Genomic DNA, 14,387 nt, shown 5'->3' on the forward strand with positions numbered 1-14,387 from the left:
ACATTTCTCGTCTCGTCCGGACTTCACCCCTCCGCTATTCTGTCCAGCACCGCTTCCAGCTTCGCCACCGTCCCGTCCACGTCCGCCAGCTTGTCCAACCCGAACAGGCCGATGCGGAAGGTGCGGAAATCGGCGGGCTCGTCGCACATCAGCGGAACGCCGGCAGCGATCTGCATGCCCTCGGCGGCGAATTTCCTGCCGTTCTGGAATTCCGGGTCCCTGGTGTAGCTGACTACGACGCCGGGCGCCTCGAAGCCGGGGGCGGCGACCGATTTGAAGCCGTTCTTCGCCAGCAGGGCGCGGACCTTGCGCCCGAGTTCCCACTGCCTTTCGCGGGCGAGATCGAAGCCGAAATCGCGGGTCTCGACCATCCGGTCGCGCAGAACCACCAGCGCGTCGGTCGGCATGGTCGAGTGGTAGGCATGGCCGCCCGCGACATAGGCCTGCATGATGTCGTGCCACTTCTTGAGATCCAACGTGAAGCTGGAACTCGTGGTCTCGCCGAGGCGGGCAAGCGCGCGGTCGCCGAGCATGACGAGCCCGGCTGCCGGCGAGGCGCTCCAGCCCTTCTGCGGCGCGGAAACCAGAACATCGACGCCGGTCGCCTTCATGTCGACCCAGACCGCGCCCGAGGCGATGCAGTCGAGCACGAACAGCGCGCCGACATCGTGCGCCGCCACGGCGATGGCCGAGAGATAGTCGTCGGGAAGGATGATGCCCGACGCCGTCTCCACATGCGGCGCGAAGACGATGTTCGGGCGCTCCTCGCGGATCCTCGCCGTGATCGCGTCGATGGATTGCGGCGCGAAGGCCGAGGTTGTTTCGTTGCCGGTCTGGGTGGCCTTGATCACCGCCGTCTCGGAAGCGATGTCGCCCATCTCGAGGATCTGCGTCCAGCGGTAGGAGAACCAGCCGTTGCGGATGACAAGCACCCTGGCGTCCGTCGCGAACTGGCGGGCGACTGCCTCCATGCCCGCGGTGCCGCCGCCGGGCACGATGACGGCGGCCTCGGCGCCATAGACCTCGCGCAGCATGGCGTGGAGGTCGTTCATGACGCCCTGGAACGCCTTCGACATGTGATTGAGGGAACGGTCGGTGAAGACCACCGAGAATTCCATCAGACCATCGGGATCCACCGGTGACGCCGTCCCATTCATGCCCTCAGCTCCTTGTAAAGATGTACACATTGCAGTTTCACCGCACCCTATAGACCCGTTTTCCGAAACATAGAAGGCGCGGCGGGAAGACGGCGAAGCCGGTCGCGGAGGCAGCCCCCCGGCGGAACCGGCCTCGCAGATTCTTTTTTCCAAGCAAGTTTATCCAACGCCCCGCCACCTGGCCGATAATCCCCCGTGACGTCTTGACGGAGAAAGGCATGGAGTTCGACTGGACAAGGGCGGTGGAGCGGAACCTGGACGATCTGTTGCGGATCGTCGCGCGGCTGTTCTTCATGGCCGGGATCAGGACCGGGCGTTCGCTGGTCTTCCTGCCGCGCGCCCTGCGCAGCCGCATCCTGTCTGTCCTCCGCCCCGCCGAGTTCGCCGCCCGCCGCCTGATCGTCATGGCCGCCTGCAAGCTGGAACGGGACGTGACGCTCGGCCCGGAACGCAACGCGGGTCAGTCCGACGCGAACGCGCAGCCGGAAACAGCGCCCGAAGACGGGACGGACAGGGAGCCGGACGCAGAACCCACCGACGCGGAACTGCTCGACCTCTACCGCGACCGTCCGTCCTTCCAACTCTTCGACCCGTGGAAGCGCTACGCACCATTCCTCTTCGATGTCACCGGGCTGGACGGGCCTTTCGGCCATGTCTTCCTCGAATATGACGACGCGGAAGAAGGCTGGCCCGGTCCTGACGCCGATCCCGACGAGCTGGTGGATGCCCGTGGCATCTCGCGCCGCATCCGGGCGCTGGCACTGGCACTGGACGATCTCGACGGACAGGCCGCCCGCCTTGCCCGCTGGAAGGCGCGCCTCGAGCGGGCCATCGAGCGCATCCGCGCCGCCGACGCGGGCGAGATCGCCGGCCTGTCGCCCGACGCCGTGCGCAGGCCCGCACCATGGCGCTTCCGCCCCTTCCGGCCCGGCCTGCCGCCGGGCTGGCGAAGGCGGCCGCGAACGGAAATCGAAGAGGTGCTGAAGGAATGCCACGTGCTGGCGCTCGACGCATGGAACACGTCGTGAGCGGCGGGCGACAATTCGGCCCGGATGGCCGGCTCCCGAGCGGGGCGCGGCGAGGACGCCGCGCGCCGTCCTCACACCGCCTTGCAGACTTCCTCGACGGCTTCCTTCGTGGCGCGCACGATGGTGTCGGCCTCGTCCTCCGTCAGGCAGAGCGGCGGGGCGAAGCCGATGATGTCGCCTTCCGGCATGGCGCGGGCGATCACGCCGCGCTTCAGCATCGCGCCGACCGCCTTGGCGGCAACCGTCTTGCCCGGATCGAAGAAGCTGCGCGACGCCCTGTCCTCGACCAGTTCGACGGCGCACAGCATCCCCTCGCCGCGCACCTCGCCAACATTCGGGTGGCCGGACAGCGCTTCCGCCATCCTGTCGTTCAGGTACCTGCCGACTTTGCCGGCGTTTTCGACAAGGCCGAGATCGTCGATCACCTTGAGATTGGCGACGGCGGCGGCGGCGCCGATCGGGTGGGCGGAGTAGGTCCAGCCATGGCCTATGGCGCCGAACTCGTCGCCGCCGCGCTCCAGCACCTTCCAGACCCTGTCGGAGATGATGGAGCCGGACAGCGGCGCATAGGCCGAGGTCAGGCCCTTGGCGATGGTGATGATGTCGGGCTCCATGCCGTAATGGACCGAGCCGAACATGGTGCCGAGGCGGCCGAAGCCGGTGACGACCTCGTCGGCGATCAGCAGGATGTCGTGCTTCCTCAGCACGGCCTGGATCTTCTCCCAGTAACCGGCCGGCGGCGGCACGATGCCGCCGGTGCCGAGCACCGGCTCGCCGATGAAGGCGGCGATGGTGTCCGCGCCCTCGCGCTCGATCAGCGCCTCCAGCTCCGCGGCGCAGTGATCGGAGAACTCCTCCTCGCCCATGGCCGGGTCGGGACGGCGGAAATAGTAGGGCGCATCGGTGTGCAGGATGCGGTCGAGCGGCAGGTCGAACAGCTTGTGGAACAGGCCCAGCCCGGTCAGGGAGCCGGTCATCAGGCCGGAGCCGTGATAGCCGCGGCGGCGCGAGATGATCTTCTTCTTCTCCGGACGGCCGAGCACGTTGTTGTAGTACCAGACCAGCTTGATGTTGGTCTCGTTGGCATCGGAGCCGCCGAGGCCGAAATAGACCCGGCACATGTTCTCCGGCGCGCGCTCGACGACCATCCGCGCCAGCGTGACCGAGGCCTCCGTGCCGTGGCCGACATAGGCGTGGTAGTAGGACAGCTCCCTCGCCTGCCTCGCGATCGCCTCGGCCACCTCCTGGCGGCCATAGCCGATATTGACGCAGTAGAGGCCGGCGAAGCCGTCGAGCAGGCGGTTGCCCTCGCGGTCCTCGATGTAGACGCCCTTGCCGCCGGTCACGATCCGGTTGGGCATGTCGCCGCGGGCGAACTGCGCGAGATGGGTCGAGGGATGGATGAAGTGGTCGCGGTCCCACTGCTCCAGCGGATCGTTTCTCAACATGGGTAGGCTCCTTTCACTGTCGGGAATTCATGCCCAGTCACGGCAGACATATTTGACGTCGGTAAAGGCTTCCAGGCCGAGGCGCGACCCCTCGCGCTCCAGCCCGGACTGCTTCATTCCGCCGAAGGGAACCGGCGCGCCGGTGACCTTGGTGCGGTTGACGGCCACCATGCCGAACTGGAGCGCGCGCGAGACGCGATAGATCCGGCGCGGGTCCAGCGTGTGCAGGTAGGCGACGAGGCCGTATTCGGTGTCGTTGGCGCGGGCCAGCGCTTCCTCCTCGGTGTCGAAGGGGGCGATCGCCGCGACCGGACCGAAGGTCTCCTCGCGCATGACCAGCGCGTCGCGCGGCACGTCGGCCAGCACCGTCGGCTGGAAGAACAGCGGACCGGCGTCGTGGCGCGCGCCTCCGGCGAGCAGCGTCGCCCCCTTCGCCAGAGCGTCGGCGACATGCAGCTCCTGCTTGGCGACGGCGTTCTCGTTCATCAGTGGACCGATGTCGGGATCGTCCATGCCGTTGCCGACGGACAGCGCCGAGGTCCGCTCGGCAAAGGCCTTGCAGAAGGCGTCATAGGCCGGGCGTTCCACGAGGAAGCGGTTGGCGCCGAGGCAGTCCTGGCCCGACGTGGCGAATTTCGCCTTCACCGCCTCGTCGACCGCCTGGTCGAGATCGGCATCGGCAAAGACGATGAAGGGCGCGTGCCCGCCCAGTTCGAGGACAAGCCGCTTCACCGTGTCGGCGCCCTGGCGGTAGAGCATCCTGCCGACCTCGGTGGAGCCGGTGAAGGAAAGCGCGCGCACGCGGGCATCCTTCATCCATGCGCCGACGATCTCCGGCGCATCGCCGGTGACGACGTTGAACACGCCGGCGGGAAGGCCGGCCCGTTCCCCAAGCTCGGCAAGCGCCAGCGCGGAAAACGGTGTCTCGACCGACGGGTGGACGACAGCCGTGCATCCGGCCGCCAGCGCGGCGGCGGCCTTGCGGGTGATCATGGCCGAGGGGAAGTTCCACGGCGTGACGAGAGCCGCGACGCCGACCGGCTCGCGCCAGACCTCGACCTCGGCATCGCGCAGATGCGAGGTCACGCTCTCGATGTTCGGGCGCTTCGCTTCCTCGGCATAGAACTCGACGAAGGAGGCGGCGTAGTCGATCTCGCCGCGCGCTTCGGAAACCGGCTTGCCCTGCTCCGCCGTCATGATGGCGGCAAGGTCCTCGCGGTTCTCGACGATCAGGGCGTACCAGCGGCGCAGGATCGCCGACCGCTCCTGCGGCAGCAGCGCGGCCCAGGCGGGAAAGGCATCCTGCGCGGCATCGACCGCGGCGGCGGCGCCGTCCGCCCCGATGCGGGCGACCTCGCCGATGCGGCGGCCCGTCGCCGGGTCGGTGACCGGCACGAAGGCCGCGTCCGCAGCGGCGATCCAGCGCCCGCCGACATAGGCGAGCGAACGCATCAGGCGGAGATCGGAAAGGCGAATCGGAGAATCGGGTCGTTCGGCAGGCATTGCCATGGCGCGTCTCCCTCTGCAGTACGATACCCGAGACCTAGCAGAGAGCCCGGCGAGAGAGCCTCCGAAGCCCGCGCGGACGGGAGAGGATTTTTCTTTTTATCGGCCGGAAAACAGCGGATCCTACTCCGGCGTCCCCAGCAGCCGGTCGAGCGGCAGCCCGCCGGCCTTCACGTCCTTGGTGACGATGTAGGTGAAGTAGCGGGCCACCGCCGCCTTGCGTTCGAGCATGTCGTCCATCAGGCGCTGGTAGGAATCGATATCCCGCGCCACGACCTGCATCAGGTAGTCGAAGCCGCCGCCAAGCGCCCAGCACGCGACGATCTCGTCATGGGCATCGACAGCCTTCTCGAAAGCCTGGAAGGTTTCGGCGCGGTGGTTGTCGAGCTCCACCACGACAAACACAACCACATGGGACGCAATGGATTTCAGGGAAATCTCGGCCCTGTAGCCCTGGATAACGCCGGCCTGCTCCAGCCGCTTGAGGCGGTCCCAGCACGGTGTCGGCGAGAGGTTGATCCGGCGCGCGAGATCGGTCTTCGATATGCGCCCCTCGCGCGACAGGATCGAGAGAATCTTGATGTCCCTGTCGTCGAGCCTGAGCATGAAAAAATCCCTGTGCGCCTGCCGCCGGACTTCGTTCCGGCGTCGGAATTCATACGCGGTGATGACGCCGGGCGACAAGCGCGGACGCGAAATTCATCAACAATGGCGGCAGGTTGCAGCGCGGAAATTTTTCTTGACGCCGCAAGCGCGCTGTCGCCTCTTTGCCTCCTCTAGGGTTTCCGTCGTCCGAGGAGTTGGGGCATGGCCGAGCCGAGACGCGATTTCACACCGGAGGAATACGGCCAGCGCATTCGCCGCACGCGCAGCGCCATGGCCGAGAAGGGCCTCGACGTGATCGTCGTTTCCGACCCGTCCAACATGGCCTGGCTGACCGGCTATGACGGCTGGTCCTTCTACACGCACCAGGCGGTTCTGCTCGCGCATGAGGGCGAGCCGGTCTGGTGGGGCCGCGGCATGGACGCGCTCGGCGCGCGCCGCACGGTCATGATGGCCGACGAAAACATCGTCGGCTACGAGGACATCTATGTCCAGAACCCCGAAATGCACCCGATGGAGACGCTGGCGGAGCTGATCCGGGAACGCGGCTGGGGATCGGCGCGCATCGGCGTGGAACTCGACAACTACTACTACTCGGCGGCGGCCCACAAGGCGCTGACCGGGAACCTTCCCGCGGCCTCCTTCGCGGACGCCACCGGACTGGTCAACTGGCAGCGGGCGGTGAAAAGCCCGACCGAGATCGAATATATGCGCCGCGCCGCGCGCATCGTCGAACAGATGCATCTGGCCGTCGTCGAAATGGCCGAGCCCGGCTTGGCGAAGAACGTGCTGGTCGCCGAAATCTACCGCAGGGCGATCCTCGGCGCCGATGGCCACTGGGGCGACTATCCGGCCATCGTGCCGATGGCGCCGTCCGGCATGGACGCGACCGCGCCGCACCTGACCTGGGACGACTACCCGCTGCAGCAGAACGAGAGCACCTTCTTCGAGATCGCCGGGGTGCACCGACGCTATCACTGCCCGCAGTCCCGCACGCTGTTCATCGGCAAGCCACCGCAGAAATATCTCGACGCGGAGAAGGCGGTGCTGGAAGCAATCGAGGCGGGGCTGGAGCAGGCGAAACCGGGAAACCGCTGCGAGGACATCGCCAACGCCTTCAACGCGACGCTGAACCGGCTCGGCTTCGTCAAGGACAGCCGCTGCGGCTACTCGATCGGCCTGTCCTACCCGCCCGACTGGGGCGAACGCACCATGAGCTTCCGGCGCGGCGACACGACCGAACTGCGCTCCGGCATGACCTTCCACTTCATGCCCGCCCTGTGGCTGGACGATGGCGGGCTGGAAATCACCGAGCCGATCCTGATTACCGAGACCGGCGTCGAATGTTTCTGCAGCACGCCGCGCAAACTGTTCGTGAAGGACTGACACCGTGACGACCAACCCGATTTCCCCGACCATCCCGCTAGACGAAGACGGCGTGCATCACGGTTTCCTGCGCCTGCCCTGGAGCCGCGACGACTCCGCCTGGGGCTCGGTGATGATCCCGATCACGGTGGTCAGGAACGGCGACGGGCCCACCGCGCTGCTGACAGGCGCCAATCACGGCGACGAATACGAGGGACCGGTCGCGCTGCAGGAACTCGCGGCAACGCTGAAGGCCGAAGAGACAAGCGGGCGCGTCATCATCGTGCCGTATTTCAACTACCCGGCGTTCCGGGCAGGCACGCGCACCTCGCCGATCGACAAGGGCAATCTCAACCGCAGCTTTCCCGGCAGGCCCGACGGCACGGTGACGCAGAAGATCGCGGACTATTTCAACACGGTGCTGGTACCGAGGGCCGATATCGTTCTCGACTTCCATTCCGGCGGCAAAACGCTCGACTTCCTGCCCTTCGCGGCGGCGCACATTCTCGACGACACCATGCAGCAGCAGGCCTGCGTCGCGGCGATGGAGGCGTTCAACGCACCCTATTCGATGATGATGCGGGAGATCGACAATGTGGGCATGTACGACACGGCAGTCGAGGACCAGGGCAAAGTGTTCGTAACGACCGAGCTGGGCGGCGGCGGCACGGCAACGGCGAAGTCGATCGCGATCGCCCGCAAGGGCCTGCGCAACGTTCTGAAGCATGCGGGAATACTGGAGGGGGAACCGGAAACCGGGCCGACTATCCGGCTTGCCATGCCGGACGACGACTGCTTCGTCTTCGCGACGGAAGAAGGTCTTGTCGAGCCTTGCGCCGATCTCGGCGACACGGTGGCGAAGGGGGATTGCCTGGCGCGGATATGGCCGGTCGACAGGACCGGGGCGACGCCGGTGGAGTATCGCGCGAAGCGCGGCGGCCTGCTTGCCGCACGGCATTTCCCCGGCCTCGTAAAGGCCGGGGACTGCCTCGCCGTGATCGCCGAGGTCGTCGACTAGCGGTCAGGCCGCGGCGCGGCGCTTGCGGTTGCGTCGGAATTTCGGCCGACCCGACGGACGCGCCGAGTCACCCTCGCCTTCAGACCGCTTTCCCTGATGGGTGCGCTGGCGATTCTGGTTGTCGGGGGAACGGCCCCCGCCCTGCGGCCGACCGCTGCCGCGACCGGACTTGCGGCCGCTAGCGCCGAAGCCCGGATGCTCGCCGCCGGCAACCGTGATCGGCACGCCGGTCAGCTTCTCGATGTCGCGCAGCATCCTCGCCTCGTCCTCGGCGCAGAAGGAGATCGCTCGTCCCTCGGCGCCGGCACGCGCCGTGCGGCCGATGCGGTGGACATAGCTCTCGGGAACCTGCGGCAGGTCGAAGTTGTAGACATGGCTGACGCCGGGGATGTCGATGCCGCGTGCGGCAACGTCGGTGGCGACCAGGATACGCACGGTGCGTGACCGGAAATCGCGGATCGCGCGGTCGCGCTGGCCCTGGCTCTTGTTGCCATGGATCGACGCCGCCGAAAATCCGTTCGCAACCAGATGCTTCATGAGCTTCTCGGCACCGTGCTTGGTGCGGGCAAAGACCAGCGACAGGTCGTCATCACGCTCGGCCAGATGCTGCTTGAGCAGTTCGACCTTGCCGCGCTGGGATACGAAGTGAACCGACTGGTAGACCTTGTCGGCGGCCTTGCCGGCAGGCGACACCTCGACCCGGACCGGATCGTTGAGATAGGTCTTCGACAGGCTCTCGATCTCCTTCGGCATGGTCGCCGAGAAGAGCAGCGTCTGGCGTTCGGAAGGCAGGGCCTTCGCGATCGTGCGCAGCGAATGGATGAAGCCGAGATCGAGCATCTGGTCCGCCTCGTCCAGGACGAGGAAACGGGTCTGCGCCAGGATGATTGCCTTGCGCTCCATCAAATCGATCAACCGGCCCGGCGTCGCGACTAGAATGTCCTTGCCGGCATGCAGGTCGCGGATCTGGGCGTTGATCGACTGGCCGCCAACGACCGTCGCGATCTGGAGCCGGGAGCGTTTGACGAAACCGCGGAGGCTGGTGGTGATCTGGTTGGCAAGTTCGCGAGTCGGCGCAAGGATCAGCGCGCGGCAGCTCTTGGGGAAGGGACGTCGGGAATCGGCAAGCAGCTTGTCGATCAGCGGCAGGCCGAAAGCGGCAGTCTTGCCGGTGCCCGTCTGGGCGAGGCCCATGATGTCATGTCCCTCCAGCACCGCGGGAATCGCGGCAGCCTGGATCGGGGTCGGTTTCTCGTATCCGTTGGCCTCGACGGAGTGGAGAACGCGTTCGGAAAGCCCGAGGGCCTTGAAATCTGTCAATGTATGTACCTTTCGGAACGCGGAGAATTCTCCGCGCCCATGCAAACTGGGCGTCCTGGCCGGCTCCATGCCGGCAGGCACGCAATGCGGTTGCGACCCGACCGCTCTCCGGGACGGAATTGTCCTGCGGATCGACGGATCGTCAGCACCCCGCGTGAATTGGGAACTTTGGGAAAACCGGATCGGGAATCGAAGCCGGGAAGGAAGCGCCGTGCACCGGGACGATGTCTTTTCGCCCTTGCGGGTGCGGGCTGCTCACGCGGCAGCCAAACCGCTCTCACCGGCCTCATATCGGCTTTGTGCAGTGCAATGTCAAGCGAAAGACGTTTGCGCTTGCCGGTTCGTGGCGAATCCAATATTCAACCATCCAGTTGACAAATAACACGGAAGGCGATATTCAACCAAATGGGTGAACAACTGCAAGACCATCGGCTGTCCGAGATCCTGAAGGCGGTCAGCGACTCGACCCGGCGTTCCCTCCTCACCACGCTGGTTCAGGAGGGGCCGCTCCGGGTGACCGAACTGGCCGGGCGATACGACATGTCGCTGAATGCCGTCTCGAAGCACATCAAGGTGCTGGAAGCGGCGGGGCTCGTGACCCGCAGGACGATGGGCCGCGTCCACCTGATCGAGGCGAAACTCGATCCGGTGCGAGAGGTCGACGACTGGTTTCGCCGGCTGCGCTCGATCTGGGAATTGCGGTTGGATCGCCTTGGCGAACTGTTTGAAGAAGGAAACACGCAAGATGAGTGAACTGTCCCTGACCGTGAAGAAGACGATCCCGGCGACGCCCGAAACCGTGTTCAACGCGTGGCTCGACCCGTCAATGCTGAAGCAATTCATGGTCACCTGCGAGGGCGACAACGTCCCAAAGGCCGAAAGCGATAGCCGTGAAGGCGGTCACTTCCTGATCGTCATGGAAAGTGGCGGAAAGGAAATTCCCCACAGCGGAACATATCTTGTAGTGAAGCCGCATAGCAGGCTCGTCTTTACCTGGGAATCGCCCCACTCGGTCGACGGGAGCACCGTGACCGTCGACCTTGCCCCGTCCGGCGACGGCGCAACCGACCTCACACTCACACAGGTCAAGTTCGCCAGCGAGGGCGCGCGGGACGGCCATATCAAGGGTTGGACCGCAATTCTCGACGCGCTGGCCGGCACGTTCGGCTGAGCTGACGAAACGGCCCGGGCGCGTCGGCGCCCGGCTTCACGGTTATGCGTGCCCCTTCATCCGGCCTTGACGAATCCGCGCCCACCAAGTCTGCTTGCACCAGGCAATCAGGGCAGGAAGAAACCATGGCCAGGGCTATCGACTATTACTTCACGTCCATCTCTCCCTTCAGCTATCTCGGCCACCGCGCGATCGTCGAGGTCGCGGACAGGCACGGCGCGGCGCTGAACATAAGGCCGATCAACCTGTTCGGTCTCTGGAAGGAGTCGGGTGCCGTTCCACTGGCCGAACGCGCACCGATGCGCCAGCGCTACCGGCTCATCGAGCTGCAACGCGCCGCCGACTGGCGCGGCCTGCCGATCACGCCCCGGCCGGCACATTTCCCCGTGGACCCGACGCTGGCCGACCACACCATCATCGCAATCGGCGAGACCGGCAAGGATGCGCGCGACTATGTCGGCGCGGTGTTCAGGGCAATCTGGGTCGAGGACCGGAATATCAGCGAGGAAGGCGTCCTCGCCGACCTGCTCGCGAAAGCCGGGCACGACGCCTCGGCGATCCTCGAAGCGGCGAAATCGGATTCCGTCGCGGCGATCCGCGTCAAGAACACCGAGGACGCGATCGCCGCCGACGCGGTCGGCGTGCCGGCCTATGTACTCGACGGGGAGCCCTTCTGGGGACAGGACCGGATCGAGTATGTGGACCGCGCCCTGGCGAGCGGCCGCACGCCCTTTGCCGTGCCGGGCTGAATCGGCCGACCGAACAAGCCTTGCGTGCCGGGAAGGCAAGAGGTATTTATTCCTGAAAACAACAGGAAGCGCCATGCTCTCCCACAAACGCATCTGGGCCGCAATCGACGCCCTGGCCGAACGCAACGATCTCTCGCCGTCGGGTTTGGCCAAGCGCGCCGGGCTTGATTCAACCACCTTCAACAAGTCCAAGCGCTTCGCCTCCGACGGGCGGCCCCGCTGGCCTTCGACCGAGTCGCTGGCCAAGATCATGGAGGCAACCGGGTCCTCGCTGGAGGAATTCATGGCGCTGGTTCGCGACGATGCCGCGCGCGCCGCCCCTCCGGCCGTCCACCGCCGGAGCATTGTCCCGGTGCGCGAAGTTCCGGTGATCGGCCTGGCGCAGGCCGGCGCCGGCGGCTATTTCGACGATGCGGGTTTTCCTGCCGGCCAGGGATGGGACACCGTCGCCTTTCCCGGCCCGAATCTCGACGAGGGGTGCTACGCGCTGGAGATCACCGGCGATTCCATGCTGCCTCTCTACCGCGAGGGAGACATCATCATCGTCTCTCCGACCGCGCAGGTCAGGCGCGGAGACCGGGTCGTGGTCAAGACGCGCGACGGAGAGGTGATGGCCAAGACACTGCTGCGACGGACCTCCCTGGTCATCGAGCTGGAATCGGTGAATCCGGCGCACCCGCCCCGCACATTCCCGGTTTCGGACATCGAATGGATGGCCCGGATCGTCTGGGCCAGCCAGTAAGGCTCATGCGTTCTCGACAGCCAGTTCGCCGGCGAGCGCCTTGTTGATCAGCGCCACCGTTTCCGAAACGCCGTAGAGCGCGACGAAGGAACCGAAGCGCGGCCCCCTCTCCTGGCCGAGCAGGACCTGGTAGAGCATCTGGAACCATGCCCCCGTCACCGCCGGCCCGCCGTCCGGGCCGGTCTTAGACGGGTCCTGGTAGCGCTCGTAACCGCGCGCCACGTCGAGGGCAGCGTCCTGGATCGCCGCACCGTCGGCATCCGCCGGCAATGCCTCGAAGGCGGCGGCCAGTTTCGCCAGCGCCTCGCGCTCGGTATCGTCCGGGGCGCGGAACTTCTTCGTCGGCTTGACGAAATCCTCGAAGTAGCGGATCGCGTAGCCGGCCAGCTCGTCAAGCTTGGAATGGGTTTCGGCGGTCACGCCCGGCGCGTAGCGCGAGATGAAGCCCCACAACACGTTCTTCTCATGCGCATTCGAGGCACTGACCAGGTTCAGCAGCATGGAGAACGGTACCGGCATGTCGTCCGCCGGCGGCTGGCCGGAATGGATGTGCCAGACCGGATTGTTGAGCCGGCCGGCCTCGTCCTGCCTGCGAAAGGCGGCGAGGAACGAGAAATACTCATCCACCGCCTTCGGGATCACGTCAAAATAGAGACGCTTGGCCGTGCGCGGCTTCTGGAACATGTAGAGGGCGAGGCTCTCGGTCGGCGCATAGGTCAGCCACTCGTCGATGGTCAGGCCGTTGCCCTTCGACTTGGATATCTTCTCGCCGTTCTGGTCGAGGAAGAGCTCGTAGACATAATGCTCCGGCGGCCGGCCTCCGAGTGCGGAGCAGATGCGGTCATAAACGGGCATGTTCGGACCATGGTCCTTGCCGAACATCTCGAAATCGACGCCGAGTGCCGCCCATCGCGCGCCGAAGTCCGGCTTCCATTGCAGCTTGACGTTGCCACCGGTAACCGGCTGCGTCATCTCCTCTCCGTCCTCGTCCACATAGGTGACGGTGCCGGACCTGGCGTCGACAGATTTCATGGGCACGTAAAGGACACGCCCGGTCTTTGGCGAGATCGGCAGGAAGGGTGAATAGGTGGCGCGACGCTCCTCGCCCAGCGTCGGCAGCATGATATCCATGATCGCGTCGTAGCGCTCGGCGACGCGCAGCAGGATCTCGTCGAAGCGGCCGGACTTGTAATAGTCGGTGGCGCTGGCAAACTCGTAGTCGAAGCCGAAGGTGTCGAGGAACCGGCGCAGCATCGCGTTGTTGTGGTGGCCGAAGCTCTCGTAGTCGCCGCCGAACGGGTTCGGCACGGCGGTCAGCGGCTTGTGCAGATGCGGCTCGAGGACGGACTTGTCCGGCACGCTGTCCGGGATCTTTCGCATGCCGTCCATGTCGTCGGAGAAGCACAGGAGCTTGGTCGGAACCTTGTCCTCCGTCAGGACGCGAAAGGCGGTGCGCACCATGGTCGTGCGCGCGACCTCGCCGAAGGTGCCGATATGCGGAAGGCCGGACGGACCGTAGCCGGTCTCGAACAGGACGACCTCGGGAAAGCCAGTCTTCTCGTAGCGCTTGACGATCTTGCGCGCCTCCTCGAACGGCCAGGCCTTGGTTTTCCCGGCAGCCTCGAGAAGCTCCGGTGTCAGTTCGAGTTGGGGCAGGGCCGGATTGGCGCTCATGGTCTTCACGTCCTGGTATTCGGGGCATTTCCGGCACGCGGCTGGGATGCGCGGCCATTTGTCCGCCAGCCTTTACAGCCTCGTGCTTGCGAAGCCAAGCATGCAGCACTACCTTCGCGCCAACACGCAAGAGGGCATTCATGAGCACGCTTACCCCGCAAGAGGCACTGGTCTTCGTCATGGTCACGATGGCGGCTGCCGATTCCAACCTGTCGGAGCGCGAATTGTCGCGCATCGGCAACACGGTCGACACGCTTCCCGTCTTCGAGGGATATTCGCGCGATCAGCTCGTCGAGACCGCGAACCGCTGCACGGCCATACTGAACGAGCCCGCGGGCATCGACCGGATCCTTGCCATGGTCAAGGCCAGCCTGCCCGAACGGCTGTACGAAACCGCCTATGCGGTGGCGATCGAGATCGCATCGGCCGACCTGCACGCCGAACAGGAGGAACTCCGGTTCCTCCAGATCATGCGCGACGAGTTCGAGCTGGACAATCTCGTCACCGCCGCGATCGAGCGATCCGCGCGAGTGCGTTTCCGCCTGCCCTGACGCGAATGTGAATTGCCGTTGATGCAACCGCCCGGCATGGATCGGGCGGCATTTC

The 14,387-nt window shown here is 65.7% G+C and carries 14 protein-coding genes; 8 read left to right on the forward strand and 6 right to left on the reverse strand.

Annotation, left to right across the window (positions count from 1 at the left end; all coding sequences use genetic code 11):
• Window positions 1-23 precede the first annotated feature (23 nt).
• Window positions 24-1,157, reverse strand: coding sequence for an aminotransferase class V-fold PLP-dependent enzyme (locus tag HTY61_RS13185; RefSeq protein ID WP_175277235.1), 1,134 nt, complete (start codon window positions 1,155-1,157; stop codon window positions 24-26).
• Between the two features lie 218 nt (window positions 1,158-1,375).
• Between HTY61_RS13185 and HTY61_RS13190 the strand changes: the two genes are divergently transcribed.
• Window positions 1,376-2,185: a hypothetical protein gene (locus tag HTY61_RS13190; RefSeq protein WP_175277236.1), complete on the forward strand. Its 810-nt coding sequence runs from the start codon at window positions 1,376-1,378 to the stop codon at window positions 2,183-2,185.
• A 71-nt stretch (window positions 2,186-2,256) separates the two neighbouring features.
• Here HTY61_RS13190 and HTY61_RS13195 read toward each other — a convergent pair whose 3' ends face one another.
• The 3 genes from HTY61_RS13195 to HTY61_RS13205 form a co-directional block, all read right to left on the reverse strand.
• A complete protein-coding gene (locus HTY61_RS13195; protein WP_175277237.1) occupies window positions 2,257-3,633 on the reverse strand; it encodes an aspartate aminotransferase family protein in 1,377 nt (458 codons plus the stop codon).
• A 27-nt stretch (window positions 3,634-3,660) separates the two neighbouring features.
• On the reverse strand, window positions 3,661-5,142 hold the full coding sequence (locus tag HTY61_RS13200; RefSeq protein ID WP_197945318.1) for an NAD-dependent succinate-semialdehyde dehydrogenase: 1,482 nt from the start codon (window positions 5,140-5,142) through the stop codon (window positions 3,661-3,663).
• Window positions 5,143-5,262: 120 nt separating this feature from the next.
• A complete protein-coding gene (locus tag HTY61_RS13205) occupies window positions 5,263-5,745 on the reverse strand; it encodes an Lrp/AsnC family transcriptional regulator (protein WP_175277238.1) in 483 nt (160 codons plus the stop codon).
• Window positions 5,746-5,946: 201 nt separating this feature from the next.
• On the opposite strand from HTY61_RS13205, the gene doeA reads away from it, so the two are divergent.
• Window positions 5,947-7,128 (forward strand): ectoine hydrolase DoeA, encoded by a 1,182-nt coding sequence (gene doeA / locus HTY61_RS13210; RefSeq protein WP_175277239.1) that lies wholly within the window; start codon window positions 5,947-5,949, stop codon window positions 7,126-7,128.
• Window positions 7,129-7,132: 4 nt separating this feature from the next.
• Window positions 7,133-8,125, forward strand: coding sequence for a N(2)-acetyl-L-2,4-diaminobutanoate deacetylase DoeB (doeB, locus tag HTY61_RS13215; protein ID WP_175277240.1), 993 nt, complete (start codon window positions 7,133-7,135; stop codon window positions 8,123-8,125).
• A gap of 3 nt (window positions 8,126-8,128) precedes the next feature.
• On the opposite strand, the gene HTY61_RS13220 is transcribed toward doeB, so the two are convergent.
• Entirely contained in the window at window positions 8,129-9,445 is a 1,317-nt protein-coding gene (locus tag HTY61_RS13220) for a DEAD/DEAH box helicase (RefSeq protein WP_175277241.1), read from the reverse strand.
• A gap of 405 nt (window positions 9,446-9,850) precedes the next feature.
• Here HTY61_RS13220 and HTY61_RS13225 point away from each other — a divergent pair, with 405 nt between their 5' ends.
• From HTY61_RS13225 to HTY61_RS13240, 4 genes are all read left to right on the forward strand, one after another.
• Window positions 9,851-10,198 (forward strand): ArsR/SmtB family transcription factor, encoded by a 348-nt coding sequence (locus HTY61_RS13225; RefSeq protein ID WP_175277242.1) that lies wholly within the window; start codon window positions 9,851-9,853, stop codon window positions 10,196-10,198.
• The gene (locus HTY61_RS13230; RefSeq protein WP_175277243.1) at window positions 10,191-10,616 is read left to right on the forward strand and encodes an SRPBCC family protein; all 426 of its coding nucleotides are present in this window, start codon (window positions 10,191-10,193) and stop codon (window positions 10,614-10,616) included. Before HTY61_RS13225 ends, HTY61_RS13230 begins: the two co-directional genes overlap by 8 nt.
• A gap of 125 nt (window positions 10,617-10,741) precedes the next feature.
• Window positions 10,742-11,365, forward strand: a complete 624-nt coding sequence (locus HTY61_RS13235; protein ID WP_175277244.1) for a 2-hydroxychromene-2-carboxylate isomerase — start codon at window positions 10,742-10,744, stop codon at window positions 11,363-11,365.
• A gap of 73 nt (window positions 11,366-11,438) precedes the next feature.
• Window positions 11,439-12,107, forward strand: a complete 669-nt coding sequence (locus tag HTY61_RS13240) for a S24 family peptidase (RefSeq protein WP_175277245.1) — start codon at window positions 11,439-11,441, stop codon at window positions 12,105-12,107.
• A 3-nt stretch (window positions 12,108-12,110) separates the two neighbouring features.
• Here HTY61_RS13240 and HTY61_RS13245 read toward each other — a convergent pair whose 3' ends face one another.
• Complete coding sequence (locus tag HTY61_RS13245; RefSeq protein WP_175277246.1) at window positions 12,111-13,781, reverse strand: lysine--tRNA ligase; 1,671 nt, start codon at window positions 13,779-13,781, stop codon at window positions 12,111-12,113.
• Window positions 13,782-13,921: 140 nt separating this feature from the next.
• Between HTY61_RS13245 and HTY61_RS13250 the strand changes: the two genes are divergently transcribed.
• Window positions 13,922-14,332, forward strand: coding sequence for a tellurite resistance TerB family protein (locus tag HTY61_RS13250; RefSeq protein ID WP_175277247.1), 411 nt, complete (start codon window positions 13,922-13,924; stop codon window positions 14,330-14,332).
• The last annotated feature ends 55 nt before the right edge of the window (window positions 14,333-14,387 follow it).

Origin of the sequence: Oricola thermophila, from assembly GCF_013358405.1 — a bacterium.
Lineage (GTDB): Bacteria > Pseudomonadota > Alphaproteobacteria > Rhizobiales > Rhizobiaceae > Oricola > Oricola thermophila.

Coding starts and splice junctions, on each gene's coding strand:
- HTY61_RS13225 (WP_175277242.1), top strand. CDS start 9,851: ATGGGTGAACAACTGCAAGACCATCGGCTGTCCGAGATCCTGAAGGCG.
- doeA (WP_175277239.1), top strand. CDS start 5,947: ATGGCCGAGCCGAGACGCGATTTCACACCGGAGGAATACGGCCAGCGC.
- HTY61_RS13245 (WP_175277246.1), bottom strand. CDS start 13,781: ATGAGCGCCAATCCGGCCCTGCCCCAACTCGAACTGACACCGGAGCTT.
- HTY61_RS13200 (WP_197945318.1), bottom strand. CDS start 5,142: ATGGCAATGCCTGCCGAACGACCCGATTCTCCGATTCGCCTTTCCGAT.
- HTY61_RS13190 (WP_175277236.1), top strand. CDS start 1,376: ATGGAGTTCGACTGGACAAGGGCGGTGGAGCGGAACCTGGACGATCTG.
- HTY61_RS13250 (WP_175277247.1), top strand. CDS start 13,922: ATGAGCACGCTTACCCCGCAAGAGGCACTGGTCTTCGTCATGGTCACG.
- HTY61_RS13235 (WP_175277244.1), top strand. CDS start 10,742: ATGGCCAGGGCTATCGACTATTACTTCACGTCCATCTCTCCCTTCAGC.
- HTY61_RS13240 (WP_175277245.1), top strand. CDS start 11,439: ATGCTCTCCCACAAACGCATCTGGGCCGCAATCGACGCCCTGGCCGAA.
- HTY61_RS13230 (WP_175277243.1), top strand. CDS start 10,191: ATGAGTGAACTGTCCCTGACCGTGAAGAAGACGATCCCGGCGACGCCC.
- HTY61_RS13185 (WP_175277235.1), bottom strand. CDS start 1,157: ATGAATGGGACGGCGTCACCGGTGGATCCCGATGGTCTGATGGAATTC.
- HTY61_RS13205 (WP_175277238.1), bottom strand. CDS start 5,745: ATGCTCAGGCTCGACGACAGGGACATCAAGATTCTCTCGATCCTGTCG.
- HTY61_RS13195 (WP_175277237.1), bottom strand. CDS start 3,633: ATGTTGAGAAACGATCCGCTGGAGCAGTGGGACCGCGACCACTTCATC.